The organism is Roseovarius sp. ZX-A-9, from assembly GCF_028369135.1.
Classification (GTDB): Bacteria; Pseudomonadota; Alphaproteobacteria; order Rhodobacterales; family Rhodobacteraceae; genus Roseovarius.
This window is the reverse complement of record NZ_JAPWHW010000002.1, coordinates 72,638-98,019: the sequence shown is the minus strand read 5'-3', so window position 1 is coordinate 98,019 and position 25,382 is coordinate 72,638. Positions and strand designations below refer to the sequence as shown.

At 62.5% G+C, this 25,382-nt stretch carries 17 protein-coding genes; 12 read left to right on the top strand and 5 right to left on the bottom strand.

Going from position 1 to position 25,382, the window contains the following annotated elements; all coding sequences use genetic code 11:
- Nucleotides 1-12: 12 nt before the first annotated feature.
- From fdh3B to O3306_RS02835, 6 genes are all read left to right on the top strand, one after another.
- Nucleotides 13-606 carry a formate dehydrogenase FDH3 subunit beta gene (gene fdh3B / locus O3306_RS02860; RefSeq protein WP_272003051.1) on the top strand — a complete coding sequence of 198 codons (594 nt, stop codon included), beginning with the start codon at nt 13-15 and terminating at the stop codon, nt 604-606.
- Between the two features lie 81 nt (nt 607-687).
- Nucleotides 688-1,872, top strand: coding sequence for a formate dehydrogenase subunit gamma (locus tag O3306_RS02855; RefSeq protein ID WP_442969967.1), 1,185 nt, complete (start codon nt 688-690; stop codon nt 1,870-1,872).
- A gap of 1 nt (nt 1,873) precedes the next feature.
- Nucleotides 1,874-2,005, top strand: a complete 132-nt coding sequence (locus O3306_RS02850) for a hypothetical protein (protein WP_272003045.1) — start codon at nt 1,874-1,876, stop codon at nt 2,003-2,005.
- A gap of 393 nt (nt 2,006-2,398) precedes the next feature.
- Entirely contained in the window at nt 2,399-3,496 is a 1,098-nt protein-coding gene (gene dctP, locus O3306_RS02845; protein ID WP_272003042.1) for a TRAP transporter substrate-binding protein DctP, read from the top strand.
- A gap of 88 nt (nt 3,497-3,584) precedes the next feature.
- A complete protein-coding gene (locus O3306_RS02840) occupies nt 3,585-4,898 on the top strand; it encodes a TRAP transporter small permease subunit (protein ID WP_272003038.1) in 1,314 nt (437 codons plus the stop codon).
- A 5-nt stretch (nt 4,899-4,903) separates the two neighbouring features.
- On the top strand, nt 4,904-6,259 hold the full coding sequence (locus O3306_RS02835; protein WP_272003036.1) for a TRAP transporter large permease: 1,356 nt from the start codon (nt 4,904-4,906) through the stop codon (nt 6,257-6,259).
- A 27-nt stretch (nt 6,260-6,286) separates the two neighbouring features.
- Here the strand turns inward: O3306_RS02835 and O3306_RS02830 are convergent, their stop codons facing one another.
- Genes O3306_RS02830 through O3306_RS02820 form a run of 3 tightly spaced genes read right to left on the bottom strand, consistent with a single transcriptional unit; the run spans nt 6,287 to nt 14,255 of the window.
- The gene (locus O3306_RS02830; RefSeq protein WP_272003031.1) at nt 6,287-9,505 is read right to left on the bottom strand and encodes an ATP-binding protein; all 3,219 of its coding nucleotides are present in this window, start codon (nt 9,503-9,505) and stop codon (nt 6,287-6,289) included.
- Complete coding sequence (locus tag O3306_RS02825) at nt 9,496-11,424, bottom strand: serine protease (protein ID WP_272003484.1); 1,929 nt, start codon at nt 11,422-11,424, stop codon at nt 9,496-9,498. The genes O3306_RS02830 and O3306_RS02825 overlap by 10 nt, the downstream gene beginning before the upstream one ends.
- Nucleotides 11,425-11,426: 2 nt before the next feature.
- Entirely contained in the window at nt 11,427-14,255 is a 2,829-nt protein-coding gene (locus tag O3306_RS02820) for a S8 family serine peptidase (protein WP_272003029.1), read from the bottom strand.
- Nucleotides 14,256-14,575: 320 nt separating this feature from the next.
- Between O3306_RS02820 and O3306_RS02815 the strand changes: the two genes are divergently transcribed.
- The 3 genes from O3306_RS02815 to O3306_RS02805 all read left to right on the top strand — a co-directional run bounded on the left by O3306_RS02815 (nt 14,576) and on the right by O3306_RS02805 (nt 20,246).
- Nucleotides 14,576-17,431: a hypothetical protein gene (locus tag O3306_RS02815; protein WP_272003026.1), complete on the top strand. Its 2,856-nt coding sequence runs from the start codon at nt 14,576-14,578 to the stop codon at nt 17,429-17,431.
- A 66-nt stretch (nt 17,432-17,497) separates the two neighbouring features.
- Nucleotides 17,498-18,034, top strand: a complete 537-nt coding sequence (locus tag O3306_RS02810; RefSeq protein WP_272003023.1) for a histidine phosphatase family protein — start codon at nt 17,498-17,500, stop codon at nt 18,032-18,034.
- A 124-nt stretch (nt 18,035-18,158) separates the two neighbouring features.
- A complete protein-coding gene (locus tag O3306_RS02805) occupies nt 18,159-20,246 on the top strand; it encodes a M28 family metallopeptidase (protein WP_272003020.1) in 2,088 nt (695 codons plus the stop codon).
- Between the two features lie 46 nt (nt 20,247-20,292).
- Here O3306_RS02805 and O3306_RS02800 read toward each other — a convergent pair whose 3' ends face one another.
- Nucleotides 20,293-20,976, bottom strand: a complete 684-nt coding sequence (locus tag O3306_RS02800; RefSeq protein ID WP_272003018.1) for a DUF1028 domain-containing protein — start codon at nt 20,974-20,976, stop codon at nt 20,293-20,295.
- Entirely contained in the window at nt 20,973-21,908 is a 936-nt protein-coding gene (locus tag O3306_RS02795; RefSeq protein ID WP_272003014.1) for an N-carbamoyl-D-amino-acid hydrolase, read from the bottom strand. Before O3306_RS02795 ends, O3306_RS02800 begins: the two co-directional genes overlap by 4 nt.
- A gap of 146 nt (nt 21,909-22,054) precedes the next feature.
- On the opposite strand from O3306_RS02795, the gene O3306_RS02790 reads away from it, so the two are divergent.
- From O3306_RS02790 to O3306_RS02780, 3 genes are all read left to right on the top strand, one after another.
- Nucleotides 22,055-22,978, top strand: coding sequence for a LysR family transcriptional regulator (locus O3306_RS02790; RefSeq protein ID WP_272003011.1), 924 nt, complete (start codon nt 22,055-22,057; stop codon nt 22,976-22,978).
- A 117-nt stretch (nt 22,979-23,095) separates the two neighbouring features.
- The gene (locus tag O3306_RS02785; RefSeq protein ID WP_272003008.1) at nt 23,096-24,181 is read left to right on the top strand and encodes an ABC transporter ATP-binding protein; all 1,086 of its coding nucleotides are present in this window, start codon (nt 23,096-23,098) and stop codon (nt 24,179-24,181) included.
- Nucleotides 24,182-24,216: 35 nt separating this feature from the next.
- Entirely contained in the window at nt 24,217-25,350 is a 1,134-nt protein-coding gene (locus O3306_RS02780; protein ID WP_272003005.1) for an extracellular solute-binding protein, read from the top strand.
- Nucleotides 25,351-25,382: the final 32 nt, after the last annotated feature.

Below are 25,382 nucleotides of genomic sequence, written 5' to 3'. Positions count from 1 at the left end.
AGGAGAACGATCATGGCTAGAGCAAAGTTTCTCTGCGACGCTGAACGCTGCATCGAATGCAACGCCTGCGTCACCGCCTGCAAAAACGAACACGAGGTGCCTTGGGGCATCAACCGCCGCAAGGTGGTAACGATCAACGACGGCAAACCGGGTGAACGCTCGATCTCGGTGGCCTGCATGCACTGCTCTGATGCGCCGTGCATGGCGGTCTGCCCGGTGGATTGCTTCTATCAGACGGCAGACGGCATCGTGTTGCACTCCAAGGATCTGTGCATTGGCTGCGGCTATTGCTTCTACGCGTGCCCGTTCGGCGCGCCGCAATATCCGCAAGCGGGCAATTTCGGATCGCGTGGCAAGATGGACAAATGTACCTTCTGCGCCGGCGGACCCGAGGAAAATAATTCTTCCGCCGAGTTTTCCAAATATGGCCGCAACCGGATTGCCGAAGGCAAGCTGCCGATCTGCGCCGAGATGTGCTCGACCAAGGCGCTGCTGGCCGGTGACGGTGACAGCGTTTCCTCTATCTACCGCGAGCGCATCATCGCCCGTGGTTTCGGGGCTGGCGCCTGGGGCTGGGGCACCGCTTACGGCCAGAAGGGCGGTTGATCCGCTCGTCCGCGTTACGCTGAACGGGCGGTCCCTCAACGGGCCGCCCTTCGTTTGCGACACTGGTTAGGGATCGCACGGATGTTTCGACTCTTTGCCGTTATGATACTGATTTGGGCCACGCTGACCCCGGCGTTGGCCCAAGAGAGCGTGGACATGCCGCGTGCCGAGACCGGCGGGGCGCAGACCCTGGAGGATATCCTGCGCCGTCAGGCCAATCAGAAGGTGGACGACACGTTCCGCAGTTCTGTAACGGGTGATCCGGCGGCCGCGGCACCTGCCACTGCGCCCCTTGGCACGCTTGGCGGGCAGTCGGACCCGGACCTGTGGCGCGCGCTGCGCTACGGCTCTGCGGATGTGGCGACGCAATCGCGCGGTCCGGCCGCGACGACCCTGATCCAGGACGGCGGGATGTGGTGGCTGAAGTTCCGGGAGGGGCCGCTGCTGAAATACGGCGCAGGGTTGCTGGGAGGCACGTTGCTGCTGTTGGCGCTGTTCTATCTGATCCGCGGGCGTATCCGCATCGAGGGCGAGAAGACCGGCCGCACAATCACCCGTTTCAGCGCGGTCGAACGGTTTGGTCATTGGCTATTGGCGAGCTCGTTCCTGATCCTTGGCGTGACTGGCCTGATCTCCTTGTTCGGTCGCAAGGTGTTGATACCGACCTTTGGGCACGAGGCGTTCTCGACCGTCGCGATCGGCACCAAATGGGTGCACAACAACATCTCCTGGGCCTTCATCGTGGCGTTGGTCATCATCTTTGTCTTCTGGGTTCTGCATAACCTGCCGGATCGGACCGATCTGGTGTGGTTGGCAAAGGGCGGCGGCATTTTCGGAAAGAGCCACCCCGCGGCCAAGAAATTCAATGCCGGGCAAAAGATGATTTTCTGGTCGGTCATCATCCTGGGCGGGTCCATTTCGGCTTCGGGCATTTCGCTGCTCTTCCCGTTCGAGTTCAACATGTTCGGCGCGACCTTCGCGAAGCTGAACGATTTGGGCGTGCCCGGCTGGTTCGGTGCAGATGCGTTGCCCTATCCATTGTCGCCACAGGAAGAGATGCAATATGCGCAGCTGTGGCACGCCATTGTCAGCCTTGTCCTGACGGCCATCATCTTTGCCCATATCTATATCGGTTCAGTCGGAATGGAGGGGGCGTTTGATGCCATGGGCAGCGGAGAGGTAGAGGAACAATGGGCCCGCGAACACCACAGCCTTTGGGTCGAAGAGGTACAGGAAGCCGAAGTTCGGCAGGGCAAGGAAGCGTAGCATGAAGGCGTTTTTGGCAGCATTGGTGGCTCTGGTGGTGATTACGGTTGGCGCCAACCAAATATTGATGCGGAGCGGTTTTTCGGCAGAGGCCGTCGCGACATCGCCGGACAATGTCAGGCTTTACGATTAATGCGATATTTGACTATTTCGAGAAAACAGATCCGGTCCAATCCGATCTTTATTTGAATTGGCGACGGTTTGTAAAAATTGAAAGTTTTCAACTTTTCGTGACGGGCCAGCGGTTTATTCTCTGGGCCCAATAAAAGATGTCTGTATTTATTTTGGCTGGAAATTCCGGTATATAATACATCCTTGCAAACTCGAAAAATTCTGACATTAATGGACGGGCGAGGCAGGGTGGACCTTGTCAGCTTTATACGAATGATCGATTTGCCGGGCGGGGGATGGAGGAGTGCTCCGCCATACTCGTGCAAATGAGATCTTTGTTGCGGTATTGCCAAGCGCGACCATGCAGAAAGCTGACCGACAGCCTGCGCTCCCAGCAGGATCAGTGGAGGAAAGCATGAAACAAAATACAAACCGTAGAAACGTCCTTCGGACGCTTGCAGGTGCAGGCGCCGCCGGGTTGGCCGCGCCGCATATTGCGACGGCGGCGGGTCAGGGGACAACCTGGAAAATCCAGACCTCATGGCCCGGCGGGATCGGCCTCGCCACCTTCAAGGACTGGTGCAGCACCATCGTGGAGAAGACCGGCGGAGAGCTGGCGTTCCAACCGTTCGGTGCGAATGACGTGGTTGGTGACTTTCAGCTTTACGATGCTGTGAAAAACGGCGTTCTGGACGCGGTGAATCCGTTCACGATCTACGCTCAGGGGATCATTCCTGCCGCAACATTCCTCACCAGCTATCCGCTTGGCATGCGCAACCCGCATGAATGGGACGTGTTCTTTTACAGCCTTGGCGGGCTTGAGATCGCGAGAGAGATCTATGCCGCGCAGGGTATGCATTTCGTCGGCCCGGTCCAGCACGGGGCGAACATCATTCACTCGAAAGTGCCGATCCGTTCGATCGACGATTTCGTTGGCCGCAAGATGCGCCTGCCCGGCGGCATGGTGGCCGAGGTGTTCACCGAGATCGGTGCGGAAACCACGGTTCTGCCTGGCTCCGAGATTTTCCCGGCGCTGGAGAAAGGCACCATCGACGTGGCCGACTATACCGGTCCGGCGGTGAACTACGCGCTCGGCTTCAGCCAGGTGACCAAATACATCTCGATGGGCCCTCCGGGCTTCATGTCGCTCTATCAACCGGTTGACCTGATGGACATCACCGTGGGGCAGGCGGCGTGGGATGCGCTCTCGCCCGAGATGAAACAGTTCGTCGAGATGGAGACGCATGTCTATTCCGACATGCACCACGCGGCGATCCAGGCTGCGGACCTAGAGGCATGGGCCAAATTCGAGGCCGATGGCACCGAAGTGACGCGGCTGTCGCAAGACGACGTGGAGTTGATGACCGACGTGGCCGTGCCGATCTGGTTCAAATATGCCAACCGCGACAAGAACGCGGCGCGCATCTTCAAGATCCAGCTCGACTACATGATGTCCGGCTCTCTCGGCTATGTGACGGCCGAACAGGTCGCGGGGCACACGCTCGACCTCTAGGCCGCGCGCCGTTCCACATCTCTGGCCAGTGGCGGCCCGGTCGGGTCGCCACTGGTTGTCGCTTTCTCCCAAAAAACAGGATCGTCCTATGCCTGGACTCAGTTTCACGCTGCCCCATTGGCTCTATTGGGTCGGGCTGATTGTCTTTCCCGCCATCGCCATGTACCTCGCCCGCCGGCCCCTGCCAGAGCGGCGGCTGTTTTCCATCCCGCTGGGATATACGATCCTGTTCACCGGTGGCATCATCGGGTTGCACCGGTTCTATCTGAAGAGCCTGCTGGGGTTGGTTTTTATCCCGGTGTTCATCTTTATCCTCTATGCCAACAGCGCCGCACATCATGCGCGCTCGGATGTATCGAATTTCACCAATCGCGCCAGCATGGCCCAACGTATCATTGATCGCGAGGGCCCGCGCATCGAAGCCGCGCGTGTCGGGCTGCCGGATCTGAAGGCGGCGGTGGCCGCCAGCGAGGAAGGGTCGTTTGCACGGCGCAGCGCCGAGAAGAAGCTGGCAAAGGCGCAGGAGGCTCTGACCACTGGCGCTGCGAAACTGGAAGAGGCGCAAGCCACTCTGGCGGAGGCGAAGCCGCTTGCCGAGGAAGCGGCATTGGCGCGTGGATACTGGAGCCGTGTCGGCGCCTACGCGCTCTATCTGCTTCTGGGGCTGATCGCGATTGATGCCCTTCTCATGCCGATGCTGGTGCGGCGGGCGAATGCGAGCATCGACGAAAATGAAGATGAGGAAGAAGAGCCTGATCCGTCGCTCGCACAGGTGGAAGCGGCCGAAGCCCCGGTAAAAGATGCAGATCGCGCGGACAATTTCATCGACCGGCTGTCGCTGTTTTGCGGAGAGTTCGTTGCCTATTGGTGCGTGATTGCCGTGTTCGTCTATTACTATGAGGTAATCGCGAGATATGTATTCAACAGTCCGACCAACTGGGCCCACGAAAGCATGTACCTGATGTTCGGGATGCAATACCTGATCGCGGGCGCCTATGCGACGCTGACCGAAAGCCATGTGCGGGTCGATATTTTTTACGCGCCACTGTCACCGCGCCGCAAGGCGCTCGCCGATGTTCTGACATCGGTGTTTTTCTTCATCTTTGCCGGAACCCTGTTGGTGACGTCCTGGATCTTTGCCATGGACGCGCTCGCCGTGCCCTCGGGCAACGGGCTGCTGTCGGATTGGGCACGCGGCCAGATTTCGACAGCCGAGATGATTTCGCGTTTCGACCTTGGGCAGTTCACCGATCCGGCGATCCGCTGGGGCGAGATCAGCTTTAACGAATGGGAAGTGCCGCTCTGGCCGATGAAATGGGCGATGGTCGTCGGGGGGGTGCTGCTGCTGTTGCAGGGCATCTCGAAAGTCGGAAAAGACATTCGCACGCTGGTCAGGGGGTAAGGCATATGGGCATTGATATTTCAATCGAACTTCTGACGCTGCTGATGTTCGGCAGCCTTGTGGTGCTGCTGATGGCGGGCATGCCCTTGGCCTTCGTCACTGGCGGGCTGGCCTGCGTTTTCCTGTTTATCCTTGGCGACGCGAATACCCTGAACATCGTGCCGAGCCGCATCTTTCCGATGATGACCAACTATCAGCTATCGGCCATCCCGCTATTCATTTTCATGGCGGCGATGCTGGAACGCGCGGGACTCATCAGCGAGATGTTCGATGTGATCTACAAGCTGCTGGGCGGTCTCAGAGGGGGGCTGGCTTCGGCAACGATCATCGCGTCGACGATCCTTGCCGCGATGGTCGGTGTGATCGGTGCGGCGGTGGTGACGATGGGGATCATCGCGCTGCCGGCAATGTTGGAGCGGCGCTATGATGCGAAGATCGCCATGGGCGCGATCATGGCCGGCGGCACGCTGGGTATCCTGATCCCGCCCTCGATCCTCGCGATCATCTACGCCGTCGTGGCCGAGCAATCGGTGGGCGAGCTGTTCATCGGGGCGGTCATTCCGGGGCTTCTGCTATCGGGTCTCTACATTCTCTATGTAACGGTGCGGTGCCATTTCAATCCCGATCTCGGGCCGCCGATCCCGGTTGAGGACCGCGTCAGCAATATCGAGAAGCTGCATCTTATCGGGCGGATGGCAGCGCCGATCATCCTGATCATCGTGGTGTTGGGTGTGATCTTCAGCGGGGTCGCAACGCCGGTCGAGGCCGCAGGCATCGGCACGTTCGGGGCGTTCATCGTTGCCGCCATTCACCGCAGGCTGAACTGGCCGACGGTGCGCGAAGCCTGCATCACGACGCTCAAGGCCACGTCGATGGTGATCTGGATCATGTTCGGCGCGACGATTTTCGTCGGTCTCTACGTGCTGGAAGGGGGGCAGGAGTTCGTTCAGGAAAGCCTTGCCGCGACCGGGCTGGGGGCGTGGGGTATCCTGATCACGATGCAGGTTCTGCTGATCGTGCTCGGGATGTTCCTCGACTGGGTGGGCATTCTGCTGCTTGCCGTGCCGATCTTCGTACCGATCATCAAGGCGTTGGGGGCGCAGGCATTCGGGTTGGACGATCCCAATGACCTGGTGCTGTGGTTCGGGGTGCTTTACCTGGTGAACATGCAGATGAGCTTTCTTTCGCCACCCTTCGGCTATGCGCTGTTCTATCTGCGCGGGGTCGCGCCGGATTCCATCCCGATGAGTGATATCTTCCGGGCAGCGCTGCCGTTTTTGGCGATCCAGTTGATCGGGCTGGCGCTATGCATGGTATTCCCCGAAATCATCACATGGTTGCCGCGACTGGTCTATGGATGATCGCCGGATGACGGCAGAGGTTTCTGATCAATCGTTGCTGCCCCTTAGGAACGAGCAGAAGGCGTCGATCAGGTCGGAAATCTGAGCCGCGCGGCTGTCGGGGCCATTCATGGCTGCCAGTTCGCGGGCCAGCTCTGGCAACAGGCCGGTGCGGTCAAGCAGGTCGATCAACGTGCCGATCAGGGTCGGGCCGAGCGTTTTGCGTGCGAACAGGTCGGGTGAGATGTCTTTCGGCCACCAAGGCAACTGCCGGGTCGTTGTGGCGACGGCCTGCGCCAGTTCGGGGCCGGGGGCAGTGCCGTCCATCAAAAGGCGGAGAGGCGCGTGGAATTCAGGCAGGCGGCCCGGAACAACCGCATCGAACGCGGCCTGTGGCAGATCCTCCAGTGGCAATTGAACCCGCACGCGGTCCAGCACGGTCAGGGCGCGGGTGATTTCGGACAGTTTCAGATTTTGGGCCGTGCCGAAGCGTTCTAGCCCCGCCTGTTCGAGCCCCGGTTGCCCCTTGGTCGGCTCTGGGAAAATCATCCATTTGCGCAGCGCCGGGTCGAGCAGGGCGGGATGCAGCATCGGTAATTCGTTTGCGGGAAAATCGTAAAGGTCGGGTGGTACGAGACGGCCCGGCTGGCGTTTCCCCTGACGCTGACGCTGGGACATCAGTATCTGGTAACGCCAGTCGAGCGCGGTTTCTATCTGGCCGGTCGTGGCCGGTAGCAAAGCCTCGCGCCCCAGCGCTGGTTCCAGTGCAGCCGCAGGCGCGTGTGGGGCTGACGCGATGGCCATGGTCATCATGGCGAGCCGCGCGCGGGCGCGGTCCTGTCCCGCGCTCCGGTCAAGGGCCTCCAACAGTGTCGCGGCCCCACCGTCTCTGCCTTCTGTCTCGGCCCAGTTCCTTGCCGCGCGGGCCAGCCCGCCACGCTTGTCCGGCATCAAAGTGGCGATGCTGGCCAGCCATGCGGGATGCGAAAGGTTGAAATCCCGTTTCTCGATTGGGGCCTGCGCCGCCACTTGCGCCCAGAGCGCGCAGGCAAGATGCGGGGCGGCATCGGCAAGCCGGTCGAAGGCAGCGGCGGCAAATTCCGATTGCGCAAGTTCGCCATCATCCGACAGGTAGCTTGCGAAACGGGCGGCGCTGTCGGGCGCGGTCATGGCTTGCGCATCTTCGGCCAGTTCGCTCAGGACGGTCTGCTCCAGCCCCTCGGACACTTGCTGAGCGCGGCGCTTTTGCGTGGCGCGGTTGCGGGCCTCACCGGTCAGCGTGTCGATTTCAGCGCGTGTCAGAACCGAACCCGAGGCTTCGCGCAGCAATGCCTGCACATGGGGTGCAAGGTCCTCTGCCGCAGCGCCAAGATGGTCGGCGATGGCCAGAAGGTCGGGTGTTGCAAGCCCGTCCAGCGCGCCGGGGTCGACAAGGCAGCGGTAGTAGAGCGATTCCCACATATCCGGCCCCGGCTGGCCCGCCGCCGCGTCCTCGTACCAGCGGGCGGCGGTGCGGGCGACATCCTCTGCCGCCGGTAGCGCCAGAATCTGTGGCAGCATCAGCCGGCGCAGGTCGGGGACATGCTCCAGCGCATCACCGGACAGGGCGGGGCGCACCAGCCATACCTGGCCCGCCAAGGCCTCATAGAGCGCATCAGCCTGACCGGGCGGCAGCGGTTGGGGCAGCCCGCATGGGCCGGCCAACACCTCTTCGATCAGTTCAGGGGTGATCCGGCGTAGCACCAGACCGGGGCTGGCCAGCGGGCGCAATTCCGGGTCGGCAATGCGGTGCAGGATGCGCGTGTAAAGGATCCGCTGGCGCATTTCGGTGCCCAGTTCAGCGCGCAACCCGTCATCGCCATCCTCGGCCAGTGTCACGATCTCGCTGCGCGGGCGGTTGCGGCAGAACGTGGCGACGATCTCGATCACCAGCGGGTTGGAGCCGAAGGCGGCGATGAGGTCAGGCACCAGATCAAGGTGATCGATCTTGAACCGGCGGAACGTGTCGCGCAGCTTGGCCCGGCCCGAATTTGTGCCCAGATCCCCCAGTTCGATATGCGCGACGATGGTCAGGCCGGGGAAGTCGCGGCCGACGATCATGTCTGCTTCGCGCCCCGACAGGATGACCCTGAGGTTTTCGATACCCGCGATATCGCGCAACAACATCAGCCAATCCGCGATCAGCCGTACGCGTGCTTCGCCGGCGACCAATGCCTGCTCGAACGTGTCGAAAACCAGCGCGAAACCGTGGGATTTCACCCCTGCGGTTTCCAGATGCGTGCCCAGTTCGGAGAGCGCGCTATAGACGGCGGAGGAGGCCATTTCCAGCAGCGCGCCGTCATCCGTGACTGATGACAGCATGTCGCGCAGCATCCCGCGCAGCGCCGAAAGAGGGTGGTCCAGCTGGGGGTGCAAGAGCCCGATCTGGCGCAACAGTTCCATCGTCAGGGCCACCCGTTCGCCCGAGCGCAACGATGTCTGATCCAGATCGAAGGCCAGAAATGTCATGTCCTTGGCGCGCTCGGCCTTGCGGCGCAGCGCCTCGATCAAGGCCGATTTTCCGGTGCCACCAATGCCCGAGACGACCACCGCGCGGATATCGCCCGATTCCGGGTCTGCTCTCAGCGTCTCCATCACCGGTCGAGAGGCGTGATCGACGGCGTCGCCATTGCGGACATAGTTCATCAGGGCCTTGAGTTCGCGCCCGCGGCCTCGAAAGGGTGTCGGCAGCAACCGGTGCGCGGCGCGCGCGCGCCGGTCGAGCACCACAGCGCGGCGCAATCCGCGTACCGTCGCCGGGTCGGCTGCCCAAGCGGGCAGGGGCACGCCCGCCTCTTCCAGAAGTTCGAGCGCCTGTCCCAGTGTATTCGGATCAAGCCCCTTCTTCTGGGCGATGCCGCCCGTGTGGTTGCTGCCACGGTGCAGCAGCGCGCGCAGGTCCGCACCGGGTTTTGCCGACAGGGCCGCGCGCAAAGCCGCACCGAGCGCGTCGCCCTCAAGCCGGGGGGCGGCGGCAAGGGTTGCCGTGCGGGCCGCCTCGTCGGTGGGCAACAGCGCCAGCCCGGCGCGCCGGGCATCCGGCGTCAGCGCCCAATACCAGCGCCCGTCCATCTCTCGTTCGTTCGCCAGTGCTGCAAGGGCTGCCAGCCGTTCCTCCGCATTCTCGGCGTTCTGCGGAATCAGCGCGCGCGGATCGAACACACCGGCCAGTGCGGCGCGGCGCAGATCGCCGGCGGCAAGGGGGGGTTGCTGGGCGGTCATTTCCATTGGCGTGCCGCCGTCAGCCAGACCTTGGCCAGCACTTCGGACATACGTTCCAGCCTGTTCATGGGAGGGCCGATTGTCTGGATCATGTTGGCCACCCCGGTGACCAGATCCACCTGCCGCCTGAGCTCAGCCGGGGAAGGGGCCAGCATCTTCTCGGCCATAAGGGCGCCGAGGCATGTTTCCAACGCGTCCGGGTCGACCTGTTCGGGATGGTCCATGTACTCTACCCGCGTGATGGCCTGATCGATCCCCGGCAGGGCCGCGTCCAGCCCGATCAACACCACCCGTAGGGTGCGCATCGCTTCGGCATCGGCATAGAGCGCGTCCAGCAGCTCTCGCGCGCCGGTTTGCGGAATCGGCACGATGTCCAGCTCGTCGATGATCAGCCACAGGGTCATCGTCTGGGCCGGGTCGATCCGCAAGAGCGCCATCAGCGCCTGACGCAGCGCGGGCAACAGTGCCGAGCGGATCCAGGCATTGTCGGTTCCGTTCGGCGTGTCGGCACCGGGCAGGGCCGCGACAGCCGCATCCTGCGCGCCGGCTCGGGTCAGGATCAACACCGCCAGTTCGCGCGCTTCGACCGGCATTTCAGAGGCCGAAATCTTGACGATCCGGCGCCGGTGGTGCGGGGTGCAGTCGCGGATCAGTTCGGCGGTAAAGCTTTTGCCCGAGCGCGGCGGGCCGCGTACGTAGAGGATCGGGCGGGAGGCGTTTTGCATCATCTCATGCGCCATATCCTGCGACGCACCGCGCCCCAGAATGGCGCGCGATCCATCCGACAGCTGGGTAATGCGGTCATGGGCGGGGTCGGGCGCGCCAAGATCAGGCATCAGCGCGTGGATCGCCGAAAGGCGCACGGCGCGGTTGAATTGAAACGCGCCATTCTGATCGGTCACGGCGGCATGGTGCAGCGCCAGTGGTTGAAATCGTTGATCCAGACAAAGCCCGCCGGATGATCCTTCGTCGGTCCAGGCTTTGTGTCGCAGAAAATCCGGCCCGTTTGGGTCAGGCGTGACCCCGGTGGTGATGGCAAGCCGCTGCGGATTGGCGAAAGGGTGCTGAAAGACAAAGAAGTGATCGGTTTCGGCGTTCAGCGTGCCGAGCTTGGCCATATCGTAGTAGCCGCGCTCGCGCCCCGGTGAACCGGGCAAGCGCAGGGCGCAGAAATCCAGCGCGTGCGGACGTAGCGCGGTCATGTCGACCATTCCCGGCGGCGCGGGGGCAGAGACGGCCAGCGGGCTGAAATCGACCAGCCAGTCGTCGAGCACCGGAAAAACACGCCCCTGCGCACTGCCAAGGCTTTCGAATGTGCAGCGGATCGACTGTGCGCTGCCCGGCTGCGGCTGGCCTGTCGCCGGATCCAGCAGGGGGGCCATGACATGCCAGTTGGTCAGTACGGTTTGCGGGCCGATCAGAAAGCCGGTGCCCTGCGATGCGCCGGTCTGCACCAGACAGACCCGCCGCGCCGCCAGATTGACCGCGCGCAGCAACACGGACATATCCAGCGTCGCGGCGACATGGGCATTCCAGCCCTGCGGCAATGTCACAAGGCCGGTTGCATCCTGTGGCCAGAGCAGGGCGTCGAGCCCCCCATCGTCGCCCGGTGTCGTCTCAAGCGCAGCAATGACGGCGCCAAGGTCGAGACACCCCAGTGTCGCCAGTTCGGTCAGGAAAGTTCGGTGTATATCCGCTTGCGCGGCTTCAAGGAGTGCCGCCGCAAAGGCGTCTTTGGTATCGTTCAGCCCGAGCGCGACGATCTTGAAATCCCGCAACCGCCCGCCCGAGCGTCGGGCAATTTCGCCATAGATCTGCGACAGTGCCGGGCGTCCCGCGGTGAAATGCGCGGCGATACGGCGCGCCTGAGTTGCATTGATCGCAGCCGGGATCGACGCTTGTTGCGGCGGCGGATCCGGGGCCATCGTCACGGCAGAAGCCCGACCAGACCGGGCCGCGCCGCCAGAACCGCGATCAGATCATGCGCGTGATTGGCGCGCAGCCAATCTCCGGCGAAATGCAGCCCGACGGCAGCCACCTCGTCGGACAAGGTGCCGACCAGAGAGCCGGAATTGCCACCCAGCGTGGTTGCGTCATGGTCGAACACCCATTGGTGCGGCTGCGCCATCATGCTGCCGGGACTGAAATACTTGCGCCGGTACTGCAGGCCGAAAATCGTGCGCAGCCGTTCGATCACGTCCTGACGCATCTGCCCGTCTTCGTCGCGCGGGATGTAATGCGGCGGGGCGGGATAACCGAGGGCGAAGAGGCTTTGCGCCTGGGACGGGGCGTTGGCGGCAATCGCAACGGGCGCTGGCAACGCGCCGCCTGCGTCATTGTTCGTAGCCACGGTCAAGAGCGCCAGATCCAGCTTGGCAAAGCTGACCGGGTAGGTGCGGATCTGCTGCGCGCCCGCAAAGGCTACGCCTGTTATCTTGAAATTTTGCTTAAGATCAACGGCCTGGGGTGAAAAGTTGATCCACGTATCGCGGTAGATCTGCCAACTTTCGGGGTCGTCCAGACGCGGCAGCGGGGCGGCGAATTCCTCCAGCACATGCCGGTTGGTCATGACAAGGCCGGGGCCAACCACCCAGCCGGTGCCAAGGTGGATGCCGTCCCCGTCGATCCGCCCGACCGAGGCCAGCGCGCCCTGTTCCAGCGCAGGCAGCGCGATTGCGGCCATGCCGGCAAAGCGGCCAAACTCGGGATCGTTCACGTCGACGGTCTGCACGGTGTCGCCATCGGGGGTCTGACGTGTGACGACAGGGATCGCTGGGCGCTCGGTCAGGGAGACCAGAGCTTCGAGCCGGATAGCATTGATTTCATTCAGTTTCGCGCCCGTGCCGTGTGTGTGCAATTCGGCCAGCGCGCGGTCGCTTTCTTCGATGAGTGTTTCACCGGCGGCATCGGCGCTGCTCTCCAGTCGTCTTTCCAGCGAGCGCAGCGCGCGGGCCCGGCCGGGTCCATCCAGCGCGGTGCGGCCCTGCTCGGGCGAGACCGAAGCGGCGGCTTCGGGGGCCAGCCCCGGTTGCGCGGCGGCGCCAAAGCCTGACAGCAGCCGCCCCAGCCTTTCCGGCGAGACGGAACTGCGGATCATGATCGAGGGGGCGGCGGGGCGCCCGCGCAGCACCAGATGCGCGATGCGGCTGTCCCGAGAACTGGCGGCAGCTTCTGTCAGCGCGCTGGAAGATTGGCGGAACGCGCGCGCCTCGGTTGCGGCGTCTTCACGGCCACGTCCGGCCCGGATGTCAGCGACGAGCAGCGCCGATAGCTCGGCGCCGTGGGCGGCCCAGTCGAATGCGGGATCGGGTGCGCCGGGGCCGAACAATGCCCCCAGCGCATCGCTGAGCCCGCCAGACGGGTCCGCCGCATCGGGTGAGGCGGTTTCGATCTGTGACGTGCCGATCTGTGGTAGCGGCAGTGCAACGAGGGCCTCTGCGTCGATAACTCCCGCACCCAGCCCCGAGGGGAAACCTGCAGGCCGATGGGCCGTCTGGCGCACGGCGGCGGCGAACAACGCCTGCACGGACACGCCGCGCGTGCGGGCCTTGGCGATCACCGCGCTGCGCCCGTGGCGCTCCAGCCAGAGTGCCGCGATCCCGGCGCATAGGGCGGTGGCAAAGGACGTGCCCTGACCCGGAGCGATGGCATTGGTCTGCGATACCGTGTCCGAGCGGACCGCCTTCCAGACATGCTGGGCGGGGGCCGAGAAATCGACGCTGGAACCGGTCGAGGAGCCTTTCCATTTGCGGTCATCCACATCGGTGCCGCCCACCGCGATCATCTCGGGGTAGCGGGCAGGCCAGACCACCAACCCGACGCAGTTGCCGGCCGCTGACAGAACGATGACATCGGCGGCAATCGCCCGCCGGATCGCGGCGCGCAAGGGGCTGCTCCAGAGGCCGCCCAGACTCATCGTGATGACATGCGCGCCCACCGATACGGCGTGATCGACGGCCCGCGCCACCGGGATGGCGTTGAAAATCTTTACATCGTTGATGCAGCGGATAGGCACGATGGTCGCACCGGGGGCCGAACCCGAGATCGTGCCGCTGCCCGCCGAGGCCAGAACGCTGGCGGTGCCGGTCCCGTGGCCGGGGTTCGACATTGCCGAGGTCAGCGGGTCGGTCGGCTGCTTGCCGCCTTCGATCAGGTTCAGGCTGCGGGTAAAATCGAAATGGGTCTGCGCCAGTTCCTGGTGCTCTGCGATGCCGGTGTCGGGCTGGGCAACGATGATGCCCTCACCCTTGCCCGGTGCCAGCGCCCAGGCGGCAGGGACGTTGGTCTTGGCAAGCGCCCAATCCTTGGGTTCGGGCGGTGTGCCATGAACCCAGCATGTCGCATCAAGGACCGCGCCTTCGGTCGTCGTTGGCGGGTCGGGATCGGGATCACTGAATACCTGCGCCCCGGTATCGGGCTCGCACGAGACCAGATCCAGCTCTCGGCGCAGGTCGTGCGCGATGGCAAAGAGCATTTCGTCGGGAAGCGTCCTGTCGAGGCCGTCGGGGGCAAAGACAAAGAACAGGTTTTCGGCTCCGGACTGGTCCTCGAAGAGTGGCTCGAGGGTGAAGTTGTGCGAGCCGGTGATGGTTTCCAGTCGCGATCTGAGGGTAGGCAGGAAATCGCTTGCGGATTTTCCGTTTTGGGCGAGTTCAAGCGCAAAACGCAATCTTTCAGGTGCATAGAGTGAGCGCGCGTCGGCGTGAGTCTGCGCCATGATCCGCTTCAAAAGCGGTAGTCCAGTCGCATCGGACATTTTAGCTAACCTCCTGAAAGTTTTTATTAAAAACCACCAGATCGCAACGTGAACGACTTGCTGGCGCACCGAGGAAGTACCAAAAAGTTAAACAAGCGCCTGCTCTGGGTCAAAGGAAAACGGCGAATTTCCGCGCTCAGGCTCGTTCGACCTTGGGTGGTGGGAGATTGTACGAATCGTGCAAAACGTGTATGAATGAGGCCTGATCCTGCACGAACGCACAACTTCTGACGTCCCATTTTTGGGCGCCCGAGAGAGGTGTCCGGCAGAGGCGAGCGGTAGACGATTTCGTTGTCCATTTTATTTGGAAGGAAGTTGAAATGACCGACACAATCATCAAGAACGAGTACGGCGAAGTTGTCTATTTGCGAAATCCGAAGCCACCCGGTTACGAAAGCGCGGCCCCAATGGCCACGCCGCAACAGGTCGCCGAGTATTACTTGCGCGGGATGCGCGGAGAGATCGGGCTGGCCGGAACCGCGCTGACCGCGGACGGCGTGCCGGGGCTGGAAGGTGCCTCGGCGCAGCCGGTGATGGAATTCCAGATGGAGAAGGACATCGGCGGCACCAAGGTCGTAGTCTATCAGCAGGCGATCATGGGGCTTGATGTGTTCGGTGCCACGCTGGGCATGCAGATGGACGGTGACAGCCTTGAGCCGCAGAGCATGCAGAATTCGATGCACGGTTCGGTCGTCATCGAGAACACCGAAGCCCTGTCCAAGGCTGACGAAACGCGCAAGGTCACGAATGCCGCGCTGAAGAAGATGTTGGGCTTTGCCCTGCCTGACATGGACAACGCCCGCGTCAAACGCCAGGTCGTCTACCGGTTTGAACCCGACGAGCGCGAGGAAACCCATGATCACGAGGGTTGCGTCGGGGGCGAGCACACGAAGATCCCGGCTTTGCCGAAACTCACGATCAAGGGCATTGCGAAGGGCAAGCACTATATCGTCGACGAGGTGCTGTTTCAGGCCGCAATGACCGAGGGCCAGGCGCAGGTGAACTGGCGCGCGCTGGTCGAGCCGACTTCGGGCGATGTGCTGTACCTGCGGGCCTTGGTCGCCTGTGCCACCGGTATGGTGTTCGCGCCGGACCCGCAGACCCAGACGGGCGCCGCGGTATCGGCCAATTCGACCAACGCTCAGCTCAACCCGTTCCGTAGTTCAAGAACGCTGGACGGGCTGATCCCGTCGATGCCGCAAACCTTGCGCGGGAACTTCGTGCATGTGACCGAGCGGCAAAACCCGGTTCAGGCGCCGCCGACGGTGCCAACCCCGGCCGGTGCGTTCAACTTCAACAGCCAGCACGAGAGCTTCAACGCCGTCAATGCCTACTATCACTGCGACCGGTTGTTCCGCAAAATGCAGGAACTGGGATTCAACGTTTCCACGTATTTCAACGGAACGTCCTTTCCGGTGCCGGTGGATTCACGCGCCTTGGGCGATGCTGTCAATGCGCAGGCGCCCGGCAATGCCGCGGGTAATGGTTTGCTGGAGCTGCGCTTTGGCAAGATCGTGTCGGGGCAGGCGATCGGGATTGCCACGTCGAACCGCGTGGCGTGGCACGAGTTTGGCCACGCATTGCTGTGGGATCATGTAAGCAGCCCGAATTTCGGCTTTGCCCATTCGGCTGGCGATGCGCTGGCGGCGGTCCTGAACGATCCGGGGTCGAATGCCGCGGACCGGTTCGACACCTTCCCTTGGGTGCATGCCGGGGTGCCGGGGCTGAACCGGCGCCATGACCGCGCCGCCACCTCGGGCTGGGCCTGGTTCGGGCCAAACTGGAACACACAGTATGGTGGCGAACAGGTGCTGTCCTCCACGCTCTTCCGGTTCTATCGGTCGATAGGCGGGGATTCCACGAACCTGAACACTCGGCGGCGTGCCGCTGACACGACGGCCTACCTGATCTTCAAGGCGATCGGCCTGCTCACCTCGACCACGCAATTCCCCGAGGTCTACGAGGGCAATCTGGAAACAGCCGACAAGACCACGACCAGCCTTGCGGGCATTCCCGGCGGGGCGCTGCACAAGGTCGTCCGTTGGGCCTTTGAGAAACAGGGGTTGTTCCAGCCGGGGGCCGCGCCGGGGCAGGGCAATAATGTCTCGACCGAGGGCAACCCGCCGGCGGTGGACGTCTATATCGATGATGGACGGGGTGGCGAGTACGAGTATTTGCGCAATCACTGGTCGTGTCAGGACATGTGGGTGCGCCGCTCTGCCGATGGCGGAACCATACACCAAGAGCCCTTTGTCGGTCAGACCAACTATATGTATGTCCGGGTCAAGAACCGCGGCATGCAGACCGCCAATGCGGTGCGTGTGGATGCCTATCACGCATTGCCGGGCAGCGGCCTGGCCTTTCCTGATGACTGGACACCGATGGCGACAGCGACGCTGCCTGCCGCGGGGTCTATCGCGCCGGGCGGCAGTACGGTTGTCGGGCCTTTCGCCTTTGTGCCGACGCAGGTGGGGCACGAATGCCTGCTGGCGATTGCCCATGCCGACGGCGATCCGGGCAACGATACCACGATCACCGGGACAATCCCGGAATCGCGGTTGGTGCCGTTCGACAACAACATCGGACAGCGCAATATCAATCCGATCTGGCCATTCTATCGCTATATCCTGAAGTATCTGCGCAAGCATGTGATCTGGGTGCGCAACCCGTTCAAGAAGCCGGTGGTGGGATATATCGAAATCGAGATGCCGGTCTTCATGCGCCGCCTCGGCTGGGAATTGAATGTGGTGTCGGCCGGTGGTCGCAAGTTCGAGATGGGTCCGCGTGAGAAGCGTGAAGTGGTTCTGTCGATTGAACCGGGCCGCGACTTCGATCCCGACATGGTGCGCAAGGCGATTGCCAAGGGCGATGACCGGATCGAGGTCAGGACCATTCTGGACGGCGAAGTGTCGGGCGGGATGACCTATCAGCTCAGCTTTGAAAAGGACGAGAAGGACGAGCGCGAAGACAAGCCTGATCCAAGGGATCCCAAGGAGCCCAGGGATCCCGACTGGCCGATCCGCCGGACGCAAGACTATCCGGTGATCACGCGCCGCCCGACAATCGAGGAAATCCTGCGCATCCTGCGTGGAACGGCCGATCTTTCGGCCAGCGGCGGCAGGGTCAAGACCGTGCGGCTGGAGTTTGACCTCGATGATGGCAGCGACGACGCCTGACACGCCCATGGGTGCCGGCCCGGAACATCCCGGGCCGGCACCGGACGTCATTCAAGGATAGTTTCCATGGCCAATGAATTTACGCCGATCCTGCGCCGCCGCATTCACGAGGTGCACAAGATTTTGCCCACGCCCACGATCCTGCGAAAGTATCCTCTCAGGATCTGGTCCTCTTCGATGATCCTGGTGCGTCATGCCGAAAGGGAAGGCGGTCCCAACCCGCCATTGTCACAGGCCGGACAAGCCCGCGCGAATTTGCTGTGTCACATGCTGCAGGATGAAAACCTGTCGGCGGTGTTCGTGACCAACACCAACAGATCCCGGCAGACCGGCCAGCCCACCGCCAACGGGCAGGGGCTGCCGTTGACACAGTACGATGCCACGGACGGTCCGGCGCTGGCCAGCACGATCCGTTTGCACCACCCCGGCGGGAAGGTGCTGGTGGTGGCTCACTCGAACACCGTTGACGACATCGCTGGCGCGTTCGGCGTGCCGGGGTTGCAGGAACTGGCCGAAAGCCAATTCGACCGGATGTTCATCCTGTCCCGCAACTGGTGCGGTACGCGCCTGACCCGCCTGCGGTACGGAAACTCGACCCCTTGACGCTTTTCGGCATAGTGCCCGTTCACGACTCTGTGCCGAAACGCCCACCACGATTGAGCGCTGCGCGCGTTTCGAGCCCAAGTCGTGTCTCAACCAAATCTCGAAACGCTATAGGGAGGCTGTCATGACCAAGATCACCAAGGCCGTTATCGTTCTGGATCAGGCCAGCGGCGCGTTACGGCTTGACGAGAACGACCGCCCCGTGGGGCTGGACCTTTTTCCCGATGTGATCCGGCTGGCATCCAGGACGGGGATTGTGGGGCTGGATATCACGCTGGCTGTGCCAGGGTTGATGGGGGCCGATTTTGCTGGTGACGCTGACAGTTTCGCTGTGCCGCCGGGGTTGCGGATAGTGCCGTTGCCGCCCTTGGAATATGGCGACGGCGCTGATCTGGGTAGTCTTTCGGGTGGCGACGAGGCCACTGCGCTTGTTGCGGCCGACCGGCGGCTGCGGGGCGAGGCGGCCGCCGCGGGGCTGGTGCCGGTGCCCCATCCCGCGCTGTTGCCGATGCTGGCTGCCGGGGCGCGGCCCATCGGCGTTCGGGTCACGGGGGATCGCGCCACGCTGGAACGTCTGGTGCGTCAGGGCGATGCGGTGCCGATGTGGTTTCAGCCCGTCCCCGAACCACAATCGCCTGACTGGGCGCTGATTGCGCTGCTATCGCCCGCCCGCCTGATTGATGCCGTGCTGGCCGGGCTGGGGGTGCAGCCGCTGGATTATGACCCGATGACGCAGGATCTGTTCTGGTCGCGGACCGAAGGCGATGCGGCCGAACTTTCCGCGGCGCTGGCAAAGCGCAAGGTTCTCTACGCCGAGCGCGGTCAGATCCTGATCGCCATGCGTCCGGAGGAATCCGCCGAGGCGTTTCACGTGCACGGCGCGCATGGCCACTCCGAGTATCTGGCCCCCGATCCGGGCCTGTTGCGGACAGGCGCGAGTGATAGCGTCGATTTCGAGGCGCCCAAAGTGGGTGAGCTTCCGCAAATTCTGGAAGCGGTCAAGATCCACCCCAAGCTGCGCAAGGCCATCCTGTATCTGCGGCCCGCCTGTTCGACGGTCACGCCCTGTTACGTGGATGATTTGCACCGCTATACGGGCGTCACCGCGCTGGACACGCAGGGGCCCATCGCGTCGCGCCATACGGCGCATCCAGATAACAAACGCGTGGAAAATCAGCTGATGCGCGATCTGCGCGCCATGGGGTATTGCCCGACACGGCATGATTTCACCCATGCGGGTGCCACCCATTCCAACATCATAGCGGACCTGCCGGGGATGGGCCGATTTCGCATCAAGCCGAAGATACTGGAGCGGTATCGCAAGATATTGCGCGAACCACTTCCGCGCCCGCTGCGCCCGTTTCTTGATGAATTGTCCCAGATGATGCCGGAGCTGGGCTTTGCGCCCGACGCCCTGGCCGAATTGCCCGAACGGGTGGTCCGGATCGAAATCGAACGGGTTTTGAAACTGCGCCCCTGGTATCCGTGGTGGAAGCTGAAATGCCCGCTGCCGGGGTTTGGCGCGAAGATCATCATCGTCGGCGCGCATCTCGACAGCACTGCCGGGTTTGACTCGGGCTATAACGCGGCCACCGATGCGGCACCGGGGCAGGATGACAATGGCTCTGGCGTGGCGGCGGTCCTGTCGATGGCGCGCTGGTTCGCTTCGCTTCAGGGGCGGCTGACGCATACGGTAAGGTTCTGTTTCTTCAATGCCGAGGAATCCGGGCTGGTCGGCTCCAAGGCCTATGCCGCCCATCTCAAGGCGATGGGCGCGCCGGTGCACGGTGTCGTCTGCACAGACATGATGGGGTACAATTCGGATGCCGAACTGCTGTTCGAGGTGCATGCGGGCTATACCGACCCGGCGGTGCGTGACCTGAGCGACCCGCTGGCCACCAAGCTGGCGGCAGCGGCGGCAGAATACGGCGCGCTGGGGCCTGCGCAGATCTATCGCGGCACCAGTTGGAGCGGGGCCCCCGACCGCGATGTATATGACGGCGCGATCAACCGGTCCGATCACGCGGCGTTTCATCAGCAAGGTTGGGGGGCGGTGCTGGCGAGCGAGGATTTCTTCGCGAACCTGGCTAGCGAGCCATCCAGCGATCCGAACCCGAATTATCACCGGCAGAGCGATCAGGTGGTGGATACGGCCTATGCCCGCAATATCACCTGCGCTGTTGCGCGCATGGTGGCGTTGATGGCGGTCTGAGCCCGATGCGGGACGGGCGGGAGAACCCGCCCGCATCATGGCCGGGTCAGGACCCGGCTGGCGCCACCCGCTCGACATCGGCCGATGAGGGCGCGTTATCGGGGTCGAGCGCGCGGATACGGTAGGCGGCTGCCTTGGGCTGCCAATCGGCCAGAAGCCTGCCCATATCGCTGAGCGGATCGGAGGAGAAATCGACGCGCAGATCGACATCCTTGATGTCTTCCGTGCCCATCACGATTATCGCACCCGATTGCAGCGGTTCGTTTTCGCTGCCGGCGGCCTCGCCTGCGCGCATGCCCGTCAGAAGCCGTTCCGCCAACGTGCCGCTGGCGGTCTCGAAGGCGTCTACCATGTCGGGCAGGACGCGGTCGCTGCCCAGAAAATTGCCCAGCGACATGGAGTGCGCGCCGATATGGGCGCCGCAATGTGCCAGACAGGAACTGCCGGTGTGATGCGCTGGCGTCCCAGTGGCGGGCAGAACGCCCAGTTGCCGCCAATGCGGCGCGGTGGCGGCAACAACCATCGCGGTAAGGGTTTCCTGCGCGTCCTGCGTTGTCGCCCATGCGCTCAGCCCGACGGCGTGCAGGCGCGGATCGGTCCGGGCCTGTGAAAACACCACGCAGCCTTGCGTGACAGCGCCGACGCGGGCGCCGACACAGACGGATGAGGTGGCCACGGCAAAGCCTATCTGGCCGGTTACCGGGCAGCGCCCGGCGAGCGAATAGGTCATTCGGGCACCTTTATTCCGGTTTGTTCAGTGATCAGGCCGTAATGTTCGATCCGCCGGTGGCGGGCAAAGTCGAAGACCGAGCGGCGGATATAGGCGCCCATGTCCAGATCACATCTATGCGTGATGACCTCGTCGTCCTCCGAGGCCGCGCGCGCCACCACTTCGCCGGTCGGTGCGACGATCATCGAGCCGCCGATCATCGCAAACCCGTCCTCCGAGCCGCCTTTGCCCGCCGCCATCACCCATGCGGCGTTCTGGTAGGCCGCCGATTCAAGGCTGAGGCGGTGGTGAAACTCGCGCAAGTAGGCTGGTTCGTGGTGGTGGATGTTGCGGGTGGGCGTGTTGTAGCCCAGCATGAACACCTCGGCGCCCTGCAGGGCCATGACGCGGAATGTCTCGGGCCAGCGGCGGTCATTGCAGATACACATGCCAAAGCGCCCCGATGGGGTCTTGAACGTGGGAAAGCCCATGTCGCCCACTTCGAAATAGCGCTTTTCCAGATGTTCGAATTCCAGATCACCGATCGGCTCCTTGGTGCCGGGCAGATGGATCTTGCGGTACTTGCCCAGCAAATCGCCGTTCGGTCCCACCAGAACCGAAGTGTTGAACCGCCGCGTGCGCCCGTCCTGATGCACCTTTTCCGCGTAGCCCAGATAGAATCCGACGCCCAGTTCACGCGCGAGATCGAATAGCGGCACCATCGCGGGCGAGGGCAGGCCCTCTTCGAAGAAGGCGTCGTATTCTTCGGGGGTATCATAGATGTAGCGTGGAAAGAATGTGGTCAGCGCCAGTTCGGGATAGGTGATCCATGTGGCGCCGCGGCTGTGGGCGTCGCGCATCATGTCGATCAGGCGCGCGACCACCTGCTCGCGGGTATCGGCGAGGTTTACGGGCCCCATTTGCGCGACGGCGAATACCTCACTACGGGTCATATTTGTCTCCTGAACTGCACTGCACTTGTCGAGGTCGGCAAGACGTCGTGTCTGTAGCCTCTCCGAGCGTTCCTATTTTGCTAGACAGCCAACCTATCAGTGTGAAATAAAATAATGGGCAGATAGAATAATCAGAGGTTATTGGGTTGATAAATGCGCGCCAGCTGGAAGTGCTCTGTGCGGTGATCGAAGTGGGCACGACCGCCAAGGCGGCAGAGCTTCTGGCGGTCAGCCAGCCTGCGATCAGCAACATGATCCGTCACACCGAAGCCCAGGTCGGCTTTGCGCTGTTTGCGCGCGAGCGTGGTCGCCTTGTTCCGACCCCCGAGGCACTGCACATTGCGCAGGAAGCGCAGCATCTGTTCATGCAGCAACGCCGGGTGGCAACCATCATAGAAGAGCTGCGCGGCGGCACCACCGGGCGGCTGAGCATCGTGGCGACGCCGTCGATCGGGCAGGGTATCCTGCCGCATGCGCTCGCCGAATTTCTCAAGACCCGCCCGAAGCTGAACGTGTCACTGGATCTGGGTCATGTCGATCATATCGCCAATCGTCTCGTCAGTGGGCGCGCCGAACTTGGCCTGTCGATCACCGCGCCGCGCCATTCGGCGCTGACCGTGCGGCCGATCTTCGAAGGTCAGATGGTCTGTGTCTGCCCGCAGGATCACGAAATGGCGCTGTCGCGGACGATCCGCATCGCTGATCTCAACCATGTTCGCCATATCTCTTATGCGGCAAACACGCCTTTGGGACAGATGATCGACGCGGCATTCTCGAAGCGCGGGCTAGAGCGGCGTTATTTTTTCGAGGTGCGTCATACCATGGCTGCTCTGGACATGGTGGCGGCCGGGCTGGGCGTGGCGCTGGTCGACGGCTATGCGTTGGTGGGGCGGAATCTGGGCTCGGTCGTGGTGCGCCCAATTGATCCCCCCATTGCGTTGAATATGCATTCGTCGATGTCCAACCTCTTTCCGACATCGAATATAGCATACCAATTTCAGGTGTTTTTCCGCGATTTCGTCGCAAACCATTCGCTGCCGCAAGCGGGTGGTGTGCCGGATATGGTATAACCTGAGATTATTTTCTTGCCTCGGTTTTTTATTTTGCCGTAGCGGTCTGCCGTGTTTTCTGGTCGGTGCGGTCTGCGATTCTGTGCCGCGCTCAACAGAGAGAAACAGCTTGCCCTCATGACCGATCCAATCCTTTCGATCCGCAATGCAGTCAAGACATATGGCAAGATCAACGCGTTGGACCGTGTCGATCTGGATGTCGCCGATGGTGAATTCCTGACGTTGCTGGGCCCTTCGGGGTCGGGCAAGACCACGTTGCTGACGGCGATTGCCGGATTTGCGCCGCTGACATCGGGGACGGTATCGCTGCGCGGGAAGAACATCTCCGGCGAGCCGCCCGAACATCGCGGTTTCGGCATGGTGTTTCAGGGCTACGCGCTGTTCCCGACAATGAGCGTACGCGACAACGTGGCGTTCCCCCTGCGGGTGCGCAAACGCCCCAAGAGCGAGGTTGATGCCCGCGTCGAGGAATGTCTGGACCTGGTGCAGATGAACGCCTTTGCCGACCGGATGCCATCGCAATTGTCGGGCGGGCAACAGCAGCGCATCGCGCTGGCGCGCGCGCTGTCGTTCAAACCGCAAGTGTTGTTGCTGGACGAGCCGTTGTCGGCGCTGGACAAGAAATTGCGCGCGGACCTCCAGTGGGAGCTGAAGGCGCTGCATGACCGGTTGGGGGTGACCTTCATATATGTGACCCACGATCAGGACGAGGCGCTGTCGATGTCCGATCGGATCGTCATCCTCAAGGACGGGCGCATCCAGCAACAGGGCGACCCGGAAACCCTGTACAACCTGCCACGCACCCCGTTCGTGGCGGATTTTCTGGGAAAATCGAATTTCATGGACCTGACCGTGACCGCCCGCGAAGCGACCGGTCTGAGCTGTACTATCGGCAACGCCGCGTTTCCGGTGGATGCCCCCGATGCGCTGGCCATTGGAGAGCGCGTCAAGGTGGCACTGCGCCCCGAGCGCATCCGGCTGGCCGAGGCCGGCAAGGAAATGCTGTCGGGCACTGTCCGGCAGGTCAGCTACCTGGGGGAGCGCTGTCAGGTGATCGTCAAGCATGAGGAGTTGGGCGAGATCCTGGTATCGCGCCCGACCTGGAAAGTGGGCGTACATCCCGAGGCCGGGCTGGCCGTCAGCTTTGGCTGGGATCGCGATGCCTGTGTGGTTCTGGAGAACGACGAGAATGAGGCCGCGTAAGGGCTGATAAAAACTGAAATTTTTAGGAGAAAGCCATGACTGATACAACTGACCATGAAGCAAAGCTGGATCTGGTCGAGATCGCGGCATACCGTTATCGCGAGGGTCGCCTGACCCGGCGCGGGTTCATTTCGGCGATGGCCGCACTTGGCGTGTTGCCCGCGCTTGGCAGCAAGGCGCTGGCCGGGGCTAACGAACTGGTCGTGGTAAACTGGGGCGGTCGTCCGACCGAGGTTCTTCAGGAAGTTCTGGGCGACACCTATACCGCCGCCACGGGCGTGAAGGTCATTGTTGACGGCTCTGGCCCTTCGGGCGGCAAGATCCGCGCCATGGTCGAAAGCGGTGCTGTGGTCTGGGATCTCTGCGACAGCGGCATGGGTACCGCGATCATCCTGGAACAGCAGGGCATCACCCAACCGATCGATTACAACATCGTGGACCGTAACAAGGTTATCGAAGGCACGGCCTATTCCAACGGCGTAGGCAACTATGTCTATTCCTATGTGCTGGCCACCAACTCGAAGATGCTGGGCGGCAACGTGCCAAAGACCTGGGCAGATGTCTGGAACACCAAGGATTTCCCCGGCATGCGCACCTTCCGCAAATCCGTACGCGGGATGCTGGAATCCGCGGTTATGGCACAGGGTGTCCCGACCAAGGACGTTTACGAGGTTCTGGGCACGCAGGATGGCATCAACGGCGCCATCGACATGTTCCGCAAGCTGCGTGAAAACATCATTGTCTGGGGCTCGGGCAGCGACAGTCAGAACCTGTTCCTTCAGGAAGAGGTTGCGATGGGCAATATCTGGCACACGCGCGCCTTCCTGCTGAAGGACCAGATTGAAGGCGGGACGTTCGACATCAGCTTTGACGGCGGTGTGATTGCGCCCGGTGTCTGGGTTGTGCCCAAGAACAACCCCGCAGGCACCGAAGAGGTGATGAAATTCATCGCCCACGGTCAGGATCCGGCGCTTCAGGTCAAGTGGCTTGAATTGATCGGCTCGGGCCCGATCAACCCGGCGGCTGCCGCGCTCGTGCCGCCGGAACTGGCTGCCTGGAACCCGTCCAGCCCTGAAAACCTGGCGACCCAGATCCTTTATAACGATGAGTGGTATGCCAAGAACCAGCAGGCTGCGGAAGAGCTGTATATCGACGCGCTGATCAACTGATCAGCCCGACCCGATACTGTCCGACACGGACT